Source organism: Corynebacterium sp. H78 (assembly GCF_037572275.1).
Lineage (GTDB): Bacteria > Actinomycetota > Actinomycetes > Mycobacteriales > Mycobacteriaceae > Corynebacterium.
Window position 1 is genome coordinate 119,790 of the sequence record NZ_JBBHKX010000005.1, and the last position, 16,893, is coordinate 136,682.

The 16,893-nt window shown below is 56.4% G+C and carries 13 protein-coding genes; 11 read left to right on the forward strand and 2 right to left on the reverse strand.

Annotated features, from left to right (window positions below; translation table 11 throughout):
* The first annotated feature begins 214 nt into the window (after positions 1-214).
* The 11 genes from WG934_RS08990 to WG934_RS09040 all read left to right on the forward strand — a co-directional run bounded on the left by WG934_RS08990 (position 215) and on the right by WG934_RS09040 (position 13,902).
* Positions 215-2,380: a PhoX family protein gene (locus tag WG934_RS08990; protein WP_339989829.1), complete on the forward strand. Its 2,166-nt coding sequence runs from the start codon at positions 215-217 to the stop codon at positions 2,378-2,380.
* Positions 2,381-2,513: 133 nt separating this feature from the next.
* The gene (locus WG934_RS08995) at positions 2,514-3,152 is read left to right on the forward strand and encodes a DUF4178 domain-containing protein (RefSeq protein WP_339979907.1); all 639 of its coding nucleotides are present in this window, start codon (positions 2,514-2,516) and stop codon (positions 3,150-3,152) included.
* A 4-nt stretch (positions 3,153-3,156) separates the two neighbouring features.
* Entirely contained in the window at positions 3,157-3,729 is a 573-nt protein-coding gene (locus tag WG934_RS09000; RefSeq protein ID WP_339989830.1) for a DUF2617 family protein, read from the forward strand.
* Positions 3,726-4,148, forward strand: coding sequence for a DUF4247 domain-containing protein (locus WG934_RS09005; protein ID WP_339989831.1), 423 nt, complete (start codon positions 3,726-3,728; stop codon positions 4,146-4,148). The genes WG934_RS09000 and WG934_RS09005 overlap by 4 nt, the downstream gene beginning before the upstream one ends.
* Before the next feature lie 109 nt (positions 4,149-4,257).
* Entirely contained in the window at positions 4,258-4,680 is a 423-nt protein-coding gene (locus tag WG934_RS09010) for a DUF350 domain-containing protein (protein WP_339979912.1), read from the forward strand.
* Positions 4,677-6,242 carry a polyamine aminopropyltransferase gene (locus WG934_RS09015; protein ID WP_339989832.1) on the forward strand — a complete coding sequence of 522 codons (1,566 nt, stop codon included), beginning with the start codon at positions 4,677-4,679 and terminating at the stop codon, positions 6,240-6,242. Before WG934_RS09010 ends, WG934_RS09015 begins: the two co-directional genes overlap by 4 nt.
* A 32-nt stretch (positions 6,243-6,274) precedes the next feature.
* The gene (gene lysS / locus WG934_RS09020; protein ID WP_445228232.1) at positions 6,275-7,816 is read left to right on the forward strand and encodes a lysine--tRNA ligase; all 1,542 of its coding nucleotides are present in this window, start codon (positions 6,275-6,277) and stop codon (positions 7,814-7,816) included.
* 90 nt (positions 7,817-7,906) lie between these two features.
* Complete coding sequence (locus WG934_RS09025) at positions 7,907-9,445, forward strand: metallophosphoesterase family protein (RefSeq protein ID WP_339979917.1); 1,539 nt, start codon at positions 7,907-7,909, stop codon at positions 9,443-9,445.
* A gap of 127 nt (positions 9,446-9,572) precedes the next feature.
* On the forward strand, positions 9,573-11,033 hold the full coding sequence (locus WG934_RS09030) for an acyl-CoA dehydrogenase family protein (protein ID WP_339989834.1): 1,461 nt from the start codon (positions 9,573-9,575) through the stop codon (positions 11,031-11,033).
* Positions 11,034-11,070: 37 nt separating this feature from the next.
* A complete protein-coding gene (locus tag WG934_RS09035; RefSeq protein WP_339979919.1) occupies positions 11,071-12,285 on the forward strand; it encodes an acyl-CoA dehydrogenase family protein in 1,215 nt (404 codons plus the stop codon).
* A gap of 159 nt (positions 12,286-12,444) precedes the next feature.
* The gene (locus WG934_RS09040; RefSeq protein ID WP_339979921.1) at positions 12,445-13,902 is read left to right on the forward strand and encodes a metallophosphoesterase family protein; all 1,458 of its coding nucleotides are present in this window, start codon (positions 12,445-12,447) and stop codon (positions 13,900-13,902) included.
* Here WG934_RS09040 and WG934_RS09045 read toward each other — a convergent pair.
* Entirely contained in the window at positions 13,899-15,488 is a 1,590-nt protein-coding gene (locus tag WG934_RS09045) for an AMP-binding protein (RefSeq protein WP_339980050.1), read from the reverse strand. The genes WG934_RS09040 and WG934_RS09045 overlap by 4 nt on opposite strands.
* Positions 15,489-15,806: 318 nt before the next feature.
* Positions 15,807-16,790, reverse strand: coding sequence for a hypothetical protein (locus tag WG934_RS09050; protein ID WP_339979922.1), 984 nt, complete (start codon positions 16,788-16,790; stop codon positions 15,807-15,809).
* Between the last annotated feature and the right edge of the window lie 103 nt (positions 16,791-16,893).

The window sequence follows — 16,893 nt, forward strand, 5'->3', positions numbered from 1 at the left end:
GGAAATAGCGCATCAACTCAGCGATATTAACCTGCTGTTAAGTGAGGGGTTACTGAGTCATCAGTCAGGGGTCACTCATCGGCCATGAGACCGCAAGGTCGGGGTTACTTATGTTCTTTAAAGTTTTTAAGGAATAAAACAGCCCCCGTGCCCGCGCTCTCCTGACTTTTGATGAGTAACGCGGGTACATCCTTACTCTCATAGAGGTGACCCCGTGGCACTTAACGGCAAGAATTTGCTGAAGAACCCTTTTGCAACGTCCCGTAGCTCCCTGACCTGTACCTACAAATGCGGTAACGCATGTAATGACGATGCTCCGAATGAGCATTCGAACCACGCCTACTTTGGCGACGTTGCCAAGCAGGCGCTGGACAACCGCACATTCAGCCGTCGTTCTGCACTGAAGGTAACTGGTGCTGCAACCGTTGCTTTCGGTGGCGCTTCGCTTCTGGCTGCTTGCTCGAAGGACGACACCGCGGGTGCAACTGAATCTTCCACGAAGGCTGCAGGTGGCGAGACCGAGGCGAAGAAGGTCGAGGGTGAGGCACTGGAGGGCATGCGTTTCACCCCGGTCGAGCCAAACACCGATGATGCAGTGGTCATTCCAGATGGCTACGAGCAGAACATCATGATCCGTTGGGGCGACCCAATCCACGAGGGTGGCCCGGAGTTCAACTTCGACAAGCAGACCGCAGAGGACCAGAAGGTCCAGTTCGGTTTCAACAACGACTTCGCTGGTGTCATGGAAGGCGAGGACGGCACGCTCCTGTACGGCTGCTCGCATGAGTACACCACCGAGCCAATGATGTTCCACGACTGGGACGTCGAAAAGACCACCGAAGAGCAGGTCAACATTGGTATCGCTGCTCACGGCCACACGGTGCTAGCTGTTGAGGAAGACGACAAGGGCTTCCTGAAGCCAATCCTGTCGGACAAGCACAACCGTCGCATCACCGGTTTCACCGAGTTCACCATCGACGGCCCGGCTGCTGGCCACGACCTGCTGAAGACCACGGCTGACCCAGAAGGCACCAAGATCGAGGGCACCTTCAACAACTGCTCCGGTGGCGTCACCCCATGGGGCACGTTCTTGTCCGGTGAAGAAAACGTTGACCAGTACTTCGGCGGCGTCGACAAGCTCAAGGACGAGGAAGCGAAGAAGAAGCTTGCTCGCTACTCGCTGAAGAATGAAACCTCGGACCGTGGCTGGGAGAAGTTCCACGATCGTTTCGACGTATCGAAGGAAGTCAACGAGCCAAACCGCTTCTACTGGCTCGTCGAGATCGACCCAGATGATCCAGCATCTGTTCCTGTGAAGCACTCCGCAGTTGGTCGCTACAAGCACGAAGCGGGCCAGATCTACATCACCGACGATGGCACGGTCGTGTGCTACTCCGGCGATGACGAGCGCTTCGAGTACATCTACAAGTTCGTCTCCTCCCGCAAGATGAAGGAGGGCGACAAGAAGCACAACATGGGCATTCTCTCTGAGGGCACCCTGTACGTCGCGAAGTTCGAGGGTAACTCCCCGAAGGACAAGATCGACGGTTCCGGTGAACTGCCAGAAGACGGTGCATTCGACGGCACCATCGAGTGGATTCCTCTGATGACCGCAAAGGCTGACGGTAAGCATGAGTCGCACGTGGACGGCATGGACGCAGCTGAGGTGTGTGTCTACACCCGCCTGGCAGCGGACAAGGTCGAAGCAACCCGCATGGACCGCCCAGAGGATGTCGAGGCATCGCCAAAGACCGGCAAGGTCTACGCTGCGCTGACCAACAACAAGTACCGTGGCAAGGCTGGCGCCGGCGACGGCAAGGTCCAGGACAACAAGGTTGACAAGGAAACTGACGGAGCAGGTCGCCCATACGAGGGCCCAACCGAGGTTGCGCCAGTGACCGAGAACAAGAACGGTCTTGTTCTGGAAATGGAAGACGACCACGCTGGTACCAAGGGCAAGTGGAACCTGCTGCTCGTGTGTGGCGATCCGAAGGAGGCGTACTCCTACTTTGGCGGCTTCGACAAGGAGAGCGTCTCGCCAATCTCGTGCCCAGACAACCTGGCGTTCGACGAGTACGGCAACCTGTGGATCTCCACGGACGGCAATGCGCTGGATTCCAATGACGGCCTGTACGCAGTTGCTGTTGAGGGCGAGCGTCGCGGTGAAGTGAAGTGCTTCCTCACCGTTCCAGCTGGCGCTGAAACCTGTGGTCCAATCGTCGAAGGCAAGCGCGTGATGGTCAATGTCCAGCACCCAGGTGAGTCGGACGAAGCGACCACGAAGGATCCTTCCTCGAACTGGCCAGATGGCGGCGACGCTCAGCCTCGCCCATCTGTGGTGCAGGTTGTCCGCAGCGGTGGCGAGAAGATCGGCGTTTAGCTCACTCCTGATACGACACGCTGGCACATAGTGTCACGCACGTGATGTGAACTCGTTGGCCCCTGCAAAAGGTGGCCAACGAGTTTTCTTTTTCAACTAGTTAATTTTCATTTTTCATGGAAGAGTTTTCCGTATGGCTTTCGTTGTCGTAATTGGTGTCTTGGTCGTTATCGCCGGCATTATGCTTGTCGTTCTTCCGCGGTTGCAGGAGAAGAAGGAGCGTGACGCTGCAGGTAACGCGCATCATTTCGTTGATCCACTGATGACAGATGAGTACCGCATCTACGGTCCTACGTCGCTAGGTGCAGGTGCAATTATTGGTCGCGCGGGTACCGATCACGTGGTTCGCGGCACGCTTGCTTACACCGAAGGCCCTTTCCGTTGGTGGGAGCACCTTCTCGACGGTGGCCGTGACGGCGCCTGGTTCGGAGTTGAAGAGGATGAAGGTGCGGTGGAATTGACGTGGTGGTGTCGACTGCCAGGTGCATTTGATCCAGTGAATCCGATCGTTATTGATGGCGTGGAGTACTACGAGGACGATCGTGGTCGTGCGAAGTACACCGCTACGGGAACAACTGGCCTGCCTCCCGAGGGAACGATGGAGTACATCGACTACGAATCTCGCGATGGTCGCCTACTCGGTTTGGAGCGGTGGACTAACGGCTCCGGACAGTGGGAGGCTTCACTCGGTGAACGCGTCCTTCCGGGTGAGTTGAATATCTTCCCTGCACCTAAGAACAACGGCACCCCTCCTGCCGGTGGTCCGCAGTAAGTCGATGTCTGAACGTAAAGAGGCAACGGTGCTTCTCGACGTCGCATTTGCCGACGTATCAGCTGCTCAGCTAAGCCTCGCCATGAATGGCGAGGTGCCAGAAATGCTGGAATCGATAACAGTGGAATCAGCGTCCACGGGCGCTGGCCAGGCTTTGACCTTGGGCATTTTGGGATCGTCACACGTCGCCTTCATCGGCGAACGAGACCGCCCGGAATTTGTCGAAGAGCTATCGTGCACTGCCGTCGATGGAGTCCCCCTGGCCGAGGCACGCGTTCCTGGAAACAACATTTCGGTGCGACAGTTAAGCTCCGATGGGTTTGGTGCCGTCGTAAAGCAGGTGCGCGAACTTGAGGGCAGCAACGGAAGTTTGATCGCTGAGTTTCCGGGTGCTGCTGACGCGCTGACAGCGGTGCACGGCTGGACCGAGGAGAGTGGATTCTGCTGGCGAACCTGGCACTTGTACCCGGATGGTTCAGGTGGTGGGGAAGTAGTGGAGACTGAAACCGAGTGGATTGCACCCGTCCGGCAGCGCAATTGTGTGCAGAACCATGACCGCGATGAGGAAAAGCGATGAGAAACAGTGATAGATGGGGCTTCGGCCTGATGTTCGTGGGCGTTCTGATTATCATCGTGGGATTTTTGGGCAGGACGTCGTCGGTGGACCAGATTGATAAGCAGTACCAACAGACATCGTCGAGCTCGACGTATGCAGAGCGTACCTGGACATGCGGTGACCAAGATCCAATTGAAGTTGGTCGCAAGCTGCGGGATCAGCTGAACCCGAATGCCTATGCGGAGGACAGCGGTAATGCGTACTTGCGTAAGGGCGACTCGATGTACGTCGTGACAAGTCCGCCATGTCGAATTGAATTGGAGAAGAAATCCGGTCGCTACTCCAGCGGTGGCTTCGTTTATCTCGGACCGGGCTTCTCGCCGTCGTCACCATCGGGTGGCTCAGGCGGCAGCGCAGGGTCGTCGGGAGGTACAAAGTGACCGCGCACCGATGCCCGACCGAAATGTGCTGTGTACGCACCGTGCAGACGATTCATTCTCTAGATTCTCAGTCAGCCAACAACGAACAGACACTTTGGAGCTAAGCGTAATGGACGTAATTTACAACGGAATTATCTCGTCAATCGCCTATTTCGTCGCTGGCGTTGTCGTGCTTTTCATCGGCTTTGTTGTGTTAGATCTTCTGACTCCGGGCAAACTACGCGACCTCGTGTTTATTGAGAACCGTGGTGGTGCAGCCATTCTTGCTGCTGCCCAACAGATTGCTTTGGCCGCGATTATCGTGTCAGTGATTCTTTCCTCGGACGATAATCTACGTCTCGGTATCGTCGAGACGCTGTTGTATGGCCTCCTCGGCGTCGTATTCCAGGCGCTCGCTCTGGTCGGTTTAGAGGTGTCCATTCCTGGACGGTTCCGTGACGTGGTCATGGACGCCAAGGTGAAGCCTCGCGCAGTACTCGCTGGTGTCACGTTTGTGGTTATTGGTCTGATTAACGCCGTCGCACTGTCGTGATCGCACGCTTTACCGTCAATAGCACCTGGTGGCGAGCACTTCTGCTGGCCTCAGTTGCTGCGTGTGCAGCCTGCGGTTTGGTGTATGAACTGGCACTTCTGGCGCTGTCTGCTTCTCTTGGGCGTGGCGACGTCGTCGCAACTTCGCTGATCGTCGCCGGTTACGTGGCAGCTCTCGGCCTTGGCGCTATTGCTGCAAAGCCACTGGTTGCCCGCGCTGCCACGTCGTTTCTCGGAATCGAAACTGCTCTCGGCCTCATTGGTGGTTTCTCCGCGACAGCTTTGTACTTGGCTTTCGCTGTCACTGGAGACTCGTTGGCTGCGCTCGTCGTCGCAACCTTGTTGATTGGCGGTCTCGTCGGTGCCGAAGTGCCCTTGTTGCTGACCTTGTTGCAACACGGCAAAAGAGCCACGGCGGAGGACTCAGGCAAAGTCATCGCTAACCTGAATGCCGCTGACTACCTGGGCGCACTCGTTGGCGGATTAGCATGGCCGTTCATTCTGCTGCCCAACTTCGGCATGCTGAAGGCAACGGCAGCCGCGGGGCTCATCAACATCACAGCGGCGACGATCATTGCACTTCTAGTGTTGCGCACGTTACTGAGCAAGCGTGCGCTCATCATCGCTCTGACCGGACTTGTGGCCTCTGCTCTCGCACTGATCGCGCTTCTCATCGGTGCACGAGGAATCGAAACCACAGCCCGACAAGCGTTGTATGCACATCCCATTATCCATGCAGAGCATTCTGAGTATCAGGACATCGTCGTCACGCAGCTTGGCAAAGATCGCCGCCTCTTCCTCGATGGTGGCCTGCAGTATTCCACGCGCGACGAATATCGCTACACCGAGTCGCTCGTCTATCCCGCGGTCACCGAACACACTCGTACCGCACTGATCCTGGGCGGCGGTGATGGGCTGGCCGCGCGTGAGCTGTTGCGGATGCCGAATATTGAAAAGATCGTGCAAATCGAACTCGATCCCGTCGTCATTGAACTTGCTCGAACCGCACTTCACGACGACAACGCCGGCAGTTTGGATAACCCCCGCGTCGATGTGATCACGACAGATGCTTTCGCCTGGTTGCGTGATGCCACGGACGCAGATATTCCGCAGGGTGGGTTCGATGCCATTTATGCGGATCTTCCAGACCCAGATACTGCAGTTCTGGGACGTTTATATTCGGAGGAATTCTACGGGCTGATTCGTCGGGTGGCAGCGCCAGAAGCGCGACTCGTGGTGCAGTCGGGATCGCCGTTTTCCACGCCAGATGCATATTGGCGGACCATCAACACCATGGAATCAGCGGGATGGCAGACAACGCCTTATCACGTCCATGTGCCCACGTTCGGGGACTGGGGCTTTGGGGTGGGAGCCGTCGAAAAGCAACCGACGGTGGAGCTATTTGAGGGCGCACCGGAATTGAAGTATTTCAACGCTGAAACAGCGGAGGCTGCGACTGCGTTTGGTGGTGATGTTGCGCGCCGAGAAATGGAGCCATCGACGCTGGAACATCCCGTAATCGTGGACGATATTCGGCGAGGGTGGCGGCAAGCGGGAGAGTAGTTCAGGACAAGTCCGCGCTATCGGCTAACCTAATGTGCGTGACTGACGCGAAGAATCCAACGAACTCGAATTCCGATGACTTGCCAGAGCAGCTGCGCATCCGCCGAGAGAAGCGCGAGCGCCTGTTGGCGGAAGGTACGCAGGCGTACCCAGTAGAGGTCCCTCGCACGCATTCTTTGAAGGATGTTCGTGAAGAGTGGGGTCACCTCGAAGCTGGCGAGGAAACCCAGGATGTCGTCACAATTGTTGGCCGCGTCATGTTTGTTCGTAACACCGGCAAGCTGTGCTTCGCTGCTCTGCAGGAAGGTGACGGCACGCAGCTGCAGGCTATGTTGTCGCTGGCTGAGGTCGGCGAAGAGCGCCTGGCTGCATGGAAGTCCGACGTGGACTTGGGCGACTTTGTCATCATCACTGGTCGCGTCATTTGCTCCCGCCGAGGTGAGCTGTCGGTCATGGCTACCGAGTGGACTATGGCAGCCAAGGCACTGCGCCCATTGCCGGTTGCATTCGCTGATCTCAGCGAAGATATGCGTGTTCGTCACCGCTACACCGATCTGATTCTTCGCGAAGAAGCTCGTAACAATGCTGTCACCCGCATCAAGGTGATTCGCGAGCTGCGCCATGCACTCGAACGTCGTGGCTTCCTTGAGGTCGAGACCCCAATGCTGCAGACGCTTCATGGTGGTGCCGCAGCCCGCCCATTCGTGACGCATTCGAACGCGCTCGACTTGGATTTGTACCTGCGTATCGCGCCTGAGCTCTACCTGAAGCGTTGCGTTGTCGGTGGCATGGAGCGAGTCTTCGAAATTAACCGCAACTTCCGTAACGAGGGCATCGACTCGTCGCATAGCCCAGAATTCGCCATGCTCGAGTACTACCAGGCATATGGCACCTACGATGACTCCGCGCGTACGGTTCGCGAGGTCATCCAGGAGATCTGTGTTGCTGTATTCGGCGACACAAAGATCACACTTGCCGACGGGTCGGAGTACGACTTCGGCGGTGAGTGGAAGCAGATCGAGATGTACCCGTCTCTGAACGAAGCTCTGCAGCGTAAGTTCCCCGGTCAGCCTGAGGTCACAATCGATTCCACGGTGGACGAGCTGAAGGCTCTTGCCGATGTTATTGGTCTGGATGTGCCAGCAAAGGGTGGCTGGGGCCACGGTAAGCTGGTTGAGGAGATCTGGGAAGTTCTGTGCGAGGACCAGCTAGATGGCCCAATCTTCGTGCGTGACTTCCCAGTCGAAACCTCGCCACTAACCCGTCAGCATCGCTCCAAGCCAGGTGTCACCGAGAAGTGGGACCTCTACGTGCGTGGCTTCGAGCTGGCTACCGGCTACTCCGAGCTGGTTGACCCTGTCATTCAGCGTGAGCGTTTCGTTGACCAGGCTCGCCTGGCAGCTGGTGGCGATGACGAGGCCATGGTTTTGGACGAGGACTTCTTGCGCGCAATGGAGCAGGGTATGCCACCAACGACTGGTGTCGGCATGGGCATTGACCGTCTATTGATGGCATTGACAGGTCTCGGTATCCGAGAAACCGTGCTGTTCCCAATCGTGAAACCAGAGGCCTAATTCCAGGTCGTCGAGGGTTAGCCCTCGGTTCATCAGTTGTCTGAATAGAGTTAACACTTCGTGCTGGTGAGGGTCCTACCCTGAGTGCTTATGACGGCAACAGATGACACTTCTCACCAGAACCAACTACAAGTTTTCGGTCAGCGACGGGTAGGACGCCGAACGGCACTCCTTGGCGGGCTGGGGCTCCTAGGCTATGTGGGGCTTGGTGGGATGTCGTCGATGAGGGCTCATGCAGCGCCGTCGAGCATTCCCTCTGACCCGTCGGTTGGCCAGCAAGTCCCTTTTCCTTTTACTGGCTTGAAGCATGGTCTTGTGGTTACTGACCTCGAAGTGGTGACGGTGACTGCAACGTCCGTCGTTTTGTGCTGGGCTACCTACGATGGGCCGCATCCAGCGTGGGGCACAGTAGCTCCGCTCGCACCTGCGGATACCGAAGTGGCTTTTGGTCCCGTGGGACTTCCCGCCTCTGATTTGCCAGTGGTGCATAAGGATAACGAGCCACGGAATTTCCACATCGTCACAGTTGACGGCCTGGAGCCAGAGACGACATATCGGTTCGAATGCCGTTCGGGTGGTGTGGTCGCTCGACCAGGTTTAATAACTACGAATGCGCCACAATCGCCCGAACAGACTGGAACGGTAACGACTCTGCCAGCTCCAGTAGGGCAGCATTTGGGCACAGTTGTTCTGTTGAATGACACGCACATCGGCGAAGGCCGACACGGCATCATTGTGAACAATTTCCCCCCGCCCATTGAGCAAGAAGCTGGTCGAGCGCCGTATCCCGAGTTGATGCTGGCCAGTGCTCTTCAAGAGATTAAGTCACGGGGATTAGGGCCTGTGTTCGTCAACGGAGATGCGACGTCTGAAGCTCGACCTCACGAAGTTCGGAAGTTCATCGAAATTATGAACTCGGTGGGAGAGTGGGGGCACGACTGGTTTGTCACTCGTGGTAACCATGACAGGCCGCATACTCCTGAAGCTGATCCACAGGCTGGGTATGAGGAATTCCCAGTGCTGGAGGGAACAGAAAACCACAGGGATCCTTTTGGCAGTCTTCTTGTGAAGCGGCAGGAACATTGGGTAACTCAGGTAGGAGAGATTCGTGTTATCGGCATTGATTCCACGAAACTGGACGAATCAGGCGGTGAAATCAGTGCAGAGCAGTTGGATGCAGTTGAAGCTGAGCTAATGGCAGATCCGCTTCGCCCAACCTTCATCATGGCTCATCATCCAGTTTCGGAAGAAGCTGCATTTAGTAATGTTGCGGGTCCGTCATTCACTCTGAACTTGCACGATTCCGCTCGTCTTCAGCGTGCTATTGCGCAAGCACCTGGCGTATTTCTGGTAGCAGCTGGGCATACACACCGTGCGAAAAGAACTTCCGGGCGGGTGGCGTCAGATGTCACCTTCGTGGAAACGCCCGCAGCCAAGGCTTATCCAGGTGGATACACATTGGTTCACGTGTATAGCGGTGGATACCAGGTGAATTTCCACCGAATCATGAATGAGCAAGCATTGGAATGGGCATCCAGGGCGAGATGGGCAGTATGGGGCCTTGAACCGGAGCCATTGTTGGGGACGGTACAAGATAGGAACTTCTCAGTTCAGCGACGCATTTCTTAGGCCGAGGAAACGACACAGCCGGCTCGACACAAGAACATTAAACGCTTTTCGCAAAACTAGTGATGACAATCACTCGATTGATATATTGTTATCCGTGTAACAGTTTCGACTCGAAAGGCCGTGTCGCATGAGCGAGAAGAAGAATCGCCGTGACCCCTCGAATCGTGAGGATTCGACCGTAGGACGTAACCGTCCGAGCCGTGATGCCGTTGGTGCTGCGATGAGGTTTATTACCTCCATTACCGGCTCTCAATTTGCACAGAAGTATGACCTGCAGCCGAAAATTGATCGGGTTGTCTACCAGTCCACAAAGTCTGGGTTTAAGACGCTCGGCGCTGCGAATCGTCAGTTCAAGAAGGCGACCGGAGCTGGTGCACCACAGCGTCCAGCAAAGGATGCCCAAGCTGCTGCAGCTGCTGACGATCAGGTCGCCGACAGCGCCACAGAAAAGGACTCGGCGTCGACTAAGCCAAAGAAGCTTTTCGATCTCACTCCGACTGATGATCAGCAAATGATCGTCGAGACGGTCAAGGAGTTCGCGGAGTCGCGCCTTCGTGCCGCCGCTGCTCAAGCAGACAAAGATGCGCTTCCTCCGGAAGGGCTTGTCGACGAAGCCTCGCAGCTGGGCGTCACTATGATCAATGTGCCCGAAGCATTTGAAGGTATTGCCACCGGCGAGGACACGACGACGAACGCGTTGGTCGCAGAGGCATTGGCATACGGTGACATGGGGCTGGCAGTCGCAGCGCTTGCACCTGCTGGTGTTGCAGCGACTCTGACTGCGCATGGTTCTGCCGCGCAGCAGGAAACGTACCTACCGGCCTTTGCCGGTGAGGACGTTCCAGCTGCTGCCGTATGTATTGCGGAGCCACGACCACTGTTTGACGCGCTCAAGCCAGAGACAAACGCACGTCGCGATGGCGATGAGCTAGTTCTGAACGGTGTGAAGTCATTGGTGCCGAATGCAGGTGCTGCCGAGCTATTCATCATTGGCGTAGCGCTTGATGGCAAGCCAGCTTTGGTCATCGTGGAGTCTGACACTGAAGGCTTGCACATCGAAGCCGACCCGTCCATGGGTCTTCGTGGCGCAGCTATGGGGCGCATCATCTTGAAGGATGTCCGCGTTCCAGTAGACAACATCGTCGGCGGTCCAAATATGGCGACTCACCAGCTTGAACTTGAGTACTGCGATGTCGTCCGTCGATCCCGGCTGGGGTGGGCAGCTCTTGCCGCCGGTACCGCTCAGGCAGTGCTTGACTACGTCGTTCCTTACGTGAATGAACGAGAAGCATTCGGTGAACCAATTTCGCACCGTCAGGCAGTGGCATTCATGGTCGCCGACATCAAGATTGAACTCGATGGTCTGCGCATGATTCTGCTTCGTGGTGTGTCCCGTGCAGACCAGGGACACAACTTCGCTCGCGAAGCTGGCCTGGCAAAGAACTACGCAGCCGAAAAGGGCATGAAGATCGGCTCTGATGGAGTGCAGCTGCTGGGCGGACATGGCTTCGTGAAGGAGCACCCTGTCGAGCGTTGGTACCGAGATCTCCGGGCAATTGGCGTCGCTGAGGGCGTCGTCGTCCTGTAAACCGCAACACGCTTCTACAACGAGAAGAGCATGAACAATGATTAACCTCGAATTGCCGAAGTTTCTGAAGGCGGGCGCGAATCAATCGCATCAGGCGGCCCGAGAAATTTTCCGACCAATCTCCCGTAAGTACGACCTTGCGGAGCATGAGTACCCACGCGAACTCGACACGTTGGTGTCCATGATGGATGGCATGGCTGACGGTGGGCGTTCGTTCTCGGGCGCATCCGGTGGCCGTGGAGATGACAAAAAGAAGAAAAAGAGCGAAGGCGTGAAGAACGGTGGCAACATGGCCTCGTTGCTAAACGTCATCGAGATCTGCTGGGGCGATGTCGGCTTGACGTTGTCACTGCCGTTCCAGGGACTTGGAAACTCCGCTCTTGCTGCCGTTGCAACTGACGAACAGTTGGAGGCTTTCGGTAAAACGTGGGCTGCGATGGCCATTACCGAGCCGTCGTTTGGTTCAGATTCCTCGGCTGTATCAACAACGGCGAAGCTGGATGGTGACGAGTACGTCATCAATGGCGAAAAGATCTTCGTTACTTCGGGCGAGCGCGCGGACTCCGTGGTGGTCTGGGCAACGCTGGACAAGAGTAAGGGGCGCGCGGCAATTAAGTCGTTCCTGGTTAAGAAGGGAACCCCTGGCTTTACTGTTGAACGACTGGAAGAGAAGCTTGGTATTCGTTCATCCGATACCGCAGTGCTGCGGTTGGACAATGTCCGAGTGCCTAAGGAAAATCTTCTGGGCTCGCCAGAAATTGACGTGAAGAAGTCCTTCGCAGGCGCGATGGCAACCTTTGACAACACCCGTCCATTGGTCGCCGGAATGGCAATTGGTTGTGCTCGTGCTGCTCTCGAAGAACTCCGCCGCATTCTTGAAGAAGCCGGCGTTGACATCGATTACGACCGCCCTGCCATGTCACAGTCAGCAGCCGCAGCCGAGTACATCAAGCTGGAATCTGATTGGGAGGCCGCGTATTTGCTTGCACTTCGTGCAGCCTGGATGGCTGACAACAAGCAGCCGAACACCTTGGAAGCATCTGCTGCTAAGGCAAAGGCAGGTCGAATGGGTACTGAAGTCACTCTTCGGGCTGTAGAGCTTGCCGGTACTTACGGTTACTCCGAGCGAAACCTGATCGAAAAGTGGGCTCGTGACTCAAAGATCCTCGACATTTTCGAGGGAACGCAGCAGATCCAGCAGCTCGTGGTTGCGCGCCGTACCCTCGGCCTGAGCTCTAAGGAACTCAAGTAGCCTACTTGGGGGTTAACTGTGTGTGAATAGACACTTCACTGCGAAACCCAAGGTCAGAGAGATAAGCGACGGGAATTAGCAGGATATTTTGATGTCGTTGCCAAATCGTTAAGGATTTTTTCAGCCATTGGCCATGTGTAGCGATTACTCTCCCAGTCCATGAGCATTTCCCGTCGCGCCTACCTCTCTGTTGCAACGCTGGCTGCCGGTTCTATTAACTTGGCAAAGACAACAGGTGCGAACGGAATTGTCCGGTTTACGTCATCATTTGGGCTTACCCCAAGCGATGTTGAAGGCATGGTTGTTCGAGCCACTGACCTTGAAGTGGCAACGATTACCTCAACCTCGGTGACTTTTACTTGGGCAACCTACGCACCTGGTGTGTCCACTCCGTATGGCTTCGCAAAGCCAACGGTTCCAGCTGGCGAGCTGGTCAAGATTGGCCCCGTCGATAGCTATGAAATGCATGTCATGCATGACAGGGTGTCGGATTCCGGTTACCACCACGTCACCATTAATGGGCTAGAACCAGGACGTACCTACCGGTTTGAATGCTGGTCGGATGGGGTGCGTGCAGTGCCGTCGCTTGCTGTGACCAAGACTCGGACCGCACCCGAAATGACGGGCACGTTTACTACGCTGCCAGCTCTTGAAGGCGCGTATGTCGGCACCATTGCGGTCACTAATGACACGCACATCGGCAAGCCGTATCACGATGGCATTCGTATTGAAGGTGTCGGGCTAACCTCCGGACCAGACGAGGATCCATTCGCTGCCATGCAGCTGGAAGGTCTGCTCCGCACTGTGAAGGCGGACGGCATTGACACGGTCGTCGTCAATGGCGACTGCACGGATCACAATGAGCCCGAAGAGTACGACGAGTTCAAGCGAATCATGAACACGTTCGGCGAGCAGGACAAGAATTGGTTTGTCACGCGCGGCAACCATGACAACCACTTGCCAGGCACCCCGCATACAAACGGCAGCATTGGTCGTGCCATTCGCAGCGGCAAGGTTGAGGTGCCGGACTACTTCAGCGAGCATTTCACGCCTACTCAGCAGCATTGGTCCACGCAGATCGGTGAACTCCGACTGATGGGCTTGGACACTGCAACCTTCGGCATTGGTGGCGGTTATATTTCGCCGGATCAGATGGATGCTGTTCGTACGGAACTTTTCGACGATCCTGATCGGCCAACTCTGCTTTTCGGTCACCATCCGGTGACCTATGACGCGATGCGTTCGCACTTGGGTGGCGAAGCATTTATGTTGCCTCGCGCACAGTCTCAGCAGCTGCAGGCGACGCTGTCGAAGGCATCGGGCGTGAAGGCAATGTTTGCTGGTCACACGCACCGCAGTCGTCGTGGTAAGGCTGATGTCGGCACGGTTGACTACTGCGAACGTGGCGCGGCGCTTGGTTACCCGGGCGGTTACACGCAGGTTCGTGTGCACACCGATGGGTATCAGGTCACCTACCACCGCACTCGTACTGAGCAGTCCCTGACCTGGTCTACTCGTACTCGCTGGTCAATGTTGGGCTTTGAACCTGAGCTGATGTTGGGCCGTGCGTCCGACCGAAACTACATCGTTCAGTCGGATCTCAGCGGCCTACGTTAGTTGTCCTTCTCCCACGGCTTCGGAAGAAGTCGTGGGACTACCTTTCCTACAGCGTTGCGCGGAAGCTCATCAATAAAGATGGTTTCGCGTGGTACCGCGAAGCGCGTGAGCTGCGACTTGACGTGGTTGCGCAGGGTCTCATGCGTTAGCGCTGCACCTTCTGGCGAGTCTTCCCTGACGACCCACGCCACCAGAGCCTGACCGAACTTCTCGTCAGGGACACCTGCGACTGTGCATTCCCGGATGCCTTCGAGACTGGACAGTGCATCTTCGGTCTCTCGAGGGAAGACATTCTCTCCACCAGAGACGATCATGTCGTCTTCGCGTCCGGAGATGTACAACAGGCCGTCGTCCAGATGGCCCAAGTCTCCTGTACAGACCATGCCGTCAATAATCTCGCGGTCTGCACCGGGGCGGGTGTATCCCTCGTACAACATGTTGTTACCGACGAAAATGCGCCCCGTTTCGCCGTCTGGCAATTCGTTGCCGTCGTCGTCAAAGATCTTGACCCGGGTGCCAAGTGGTGCGCGACCTGCGGTGGTTGGGTTGTCGTGGAGCTCATCGGGAGTTGCGATGGTCGCCCAACTGACCTCGGTGGAACCGTACTGGTTGTAGAGGACGGGACCGAAGCGATCGAGGGACTTCTTTACGACGGCCTCAGGAATGGCTGATCCGCATGAAGCGAGGACCTGCAGTGATGAGGTGGTGTTGTCGTAAGAGTCCGGCATGACTTCGAGCATCCGCTGCAGCATCGTTGGTACGAGGAAGATCGTGTGCGGATTGTGTGCATCAATAATGCGGAGGCTATCGACGGGGTCGAAGTGGCGCCGCATAATCATCGTGGAACGAAGCGCCAAGCACAGCTGAGCAGTTGCGAAACCCCAGGTATGGAACAAAGGTGCTGCCAGGTACGCGGGGCGACGTTGGCGCAGCGGAATGCGACTCATGATTGACGAAGCCGGCATCCAGGAACGTGGTTCGGGACGTTTCGCTCCCTTCGGTGTGCCCGTTGTGCCCGAAGTCAAAATGATGACTCGGCCACGTCGTGGTCGTTGCGGGAGGTCCGCGCCCGGCCAGTTTTCAGGCGGAGCAGTGCGCAGCATTTCGCGCATCGAGGTCCACCCCTCGCGAACACAGGAGGTATCTTCGTAGTCTTCCAGCCAGCTGACGGCGACGGGGCAGTCGTCGAAGTCGTCGGGGAGCATATGCGTGAACTCTTCGTCGATGAAGAGGAAGTCGATTTTCTGCTCCCGAATGACTGCAAGCGTCTGCTGTGCCGATGCGCCGGTGTTCAACAGGACGAGGTCAGTACCAAGACGACCGTGTGCACATAGCGCCATGATGAATCCACGGTGATTGCGTGACAGTACGCCGATTCGGTCGCGCTGCTTGATATCGCCGTGACGAAGTGCGCGGGCAAGTGCGGTGGAATTGTTGTGTAGGTCTTCGTAGGTTACGGAGCCGCCATCGTCGATGATCGCAGTGTGGTGTGGGTCGCGGCTGGCTGCGATGCCGAGCAGTCCTGCGGGCAAGAAGTCCCATTTGAAGATCGACTGCGCGGCCTTGCCTGCTGCTGCCGGGCTCATGCTGCCTAGCACTCCAGCTTGCGTTACTGGAGCGAGGCCACGGATGAGATCTGTCGTGGCTCGCGATGTCGTGCGAGTGCGGTGAAGGAAACGTGGCAAGAGTTTCCCAGAGCTAGTCGATGGCTGTGGGCTGTGTGGCGTTGAATCGGTCACGGTGTCAGTCCTCGGTCGAACGGGATCGCTTTAACGGACACCATATCTGTGATCTGGGTCACGTGTGTTTAGTTCTGGTAAAAAAGGTTTATTTAATGTGGAATGCCAGGGTTATGAGTTGGCTTTTCGGCGCAATTATCCCGTTGATCTCGCCTAATGGGCGGATTAGTACTGCCACCACTTCGTCACTGCGAATGAGTGGAAGTGGGCACCATCCTTGGTGATACGAAGTGAAGATGGCGACAAATAGTAATGCCACTCGTGCACGATTCCGTCACCGTCTCCAACGTCTTCACCGAAATTCTGCACGTCGATCATGTTTCGGTTGTAGCTCGCGACCTCGTAGACATCAGCCCCAAGGTTGTAGTCGCTGACGTAGTAGTAGCCGCCATCTGAGGTCTCACACACTGCGGAAACACCGTCCTTTGTGCCAACAAGTGTGACTAGCTTTTCCTCTGCCTCACAGCGTGCATACGTGCCAACCCAGCCCTGGTTATCGGCGCCGGATGGAAGATCTGCATAACGAACATCATCAGCATCGGTCGTCGCCGTGGTGGTGACAGTCTTCGTCTGTGCTGAAGCCTCGGTTTCCGCACTTGTCGACGACTCTGCCTCCCCCGCATGAGGAGATGGTGCAGCGCTCGTCGTGTTATGTGCAGCGATGACTGGATCGGGCATGCCCGAAGCGCTATCCGGCTGGTCATTTCCGCCGATTAGTAGGTAACCAACAGCGCCGATTGCGCCGAGCAGCAGCACCGACGAACCGACAAGTGCGTATGTCAGACCGTTGCCCTTCTTCTCCGGCTCTTCGGAAGGTGGCATCGGAGCACCGTAGTTATTCGGTGGGTACTGCGCATTCGCGGAGGTTGAAGGAGAAGTAGGGGAGTCAGATACTGTCGGAGAAGCAGGTGCCGTTGGATCGCCAAAGGTGATGCCTGCTGCAGAATGCTGTGGCGGAACAGCATTCTGTGCTTGAGTGCTGCCAGAGGTGCCCCAGCGGGAATTTGCTCCATTGTTGACTGGAGATTGGTAGCCTGGTGAATCCGCATTGGGTACATTTCCCCACGCTTGGTTGCTAGCTGCCGAGTCGTTGCCTACGAAGCCCGGGTCTTCCCAAGGATTGGTAGACGGATTGCCGTTGTTAGACATTAAGCGACTCGCTTTCGAGGTGGTGCGCTTACCTAGTAGGTGCGTCGAAAATGTGATGAAGAGGCAGGAAACTGCTCAATCTCAGCATTATTATTACCTAAAG

Excerpts from the sequence above, each read along its gene's own strand:
- WG934_RS09000 (WP_339989830.1), top strand. The coding sequence starts at position 3,157 with ATGTCTGAACGTAAAGAGGCAACGGTGCTTCTCGACGTCGCATTTGCC.
- WG934_RS09050 (WP_339979922.1), bottom strand. The coding sequence starts at position 16,790 with ATGTCTAACAACGGCAATCCGTCTACCAATCCTTGGGAAGACCCGGGC.
- WG934_RS09030 (WP_339989834.1), top strand. The coding sequence starts at position 9,573 with ATGAGCGAGAAGAAGAATCGCCGTGACCCCTCGAATCGTGAGGATTCG.
- WG934_RS09045 (WP_339980050.1), bottom strand. The coding sequence starts at position 15,488 with ATGAGCCCGGCAGCAGCAGGCAAGGCCGCGCAGTCGATCTTCAAATGG.
- WG934_RS08995 (WP_339979907.1), top strand. The coding sequence starts at position 2,514 with ATGGCTTTCGTTGTCGTAATTGGTGTCTTGGTCGTTATCGCCGGCATT.
- WG934_RS09025 (WP_339979917.1), top strand. The coding sequence starts at position 7,907 with ATGACGGCAACAGATGACACTTCTCACCAGAACCAACTACAAGTTTTC.
- WG934_RS09040 (WP_339979921.1), top strand. The coding sequence starts at position 12,445 with ATGAGCATTTCCCGTCGCGCCTACCTCTCTGTTGCAACGCTGGCTGCC.
- lysS (WP_445228232.1), top strand. The coding sequence starts at position 6,275 with ATGTGCGTGACTGACGCGAAGAATCCAACGAACTCGAATTCCGATGAC.
- WG934_RS09005 (WP_339989831.1), top strand. The coding sequence starts at position 3,726 with ATGAGAAACAGTGATAGATGGGGCTTCGGCCTGATGTTCGTGGGCGTT.
- WG934_RS09035 (WP_339979919.1), top strand. The coding sequence starts at position 11,071 with ATGATTAACCTCGAATTGCCGAAGTTTCTGAAGGCGGGCGCGAATCAA.
- WG934_RS09010 (WP_339979912.1), top strand. The coding sequence starts at position 4,258 with ATGGACGTAATTTACAACGGAATTATCTCGTCAATCGCCTATTTCGTC.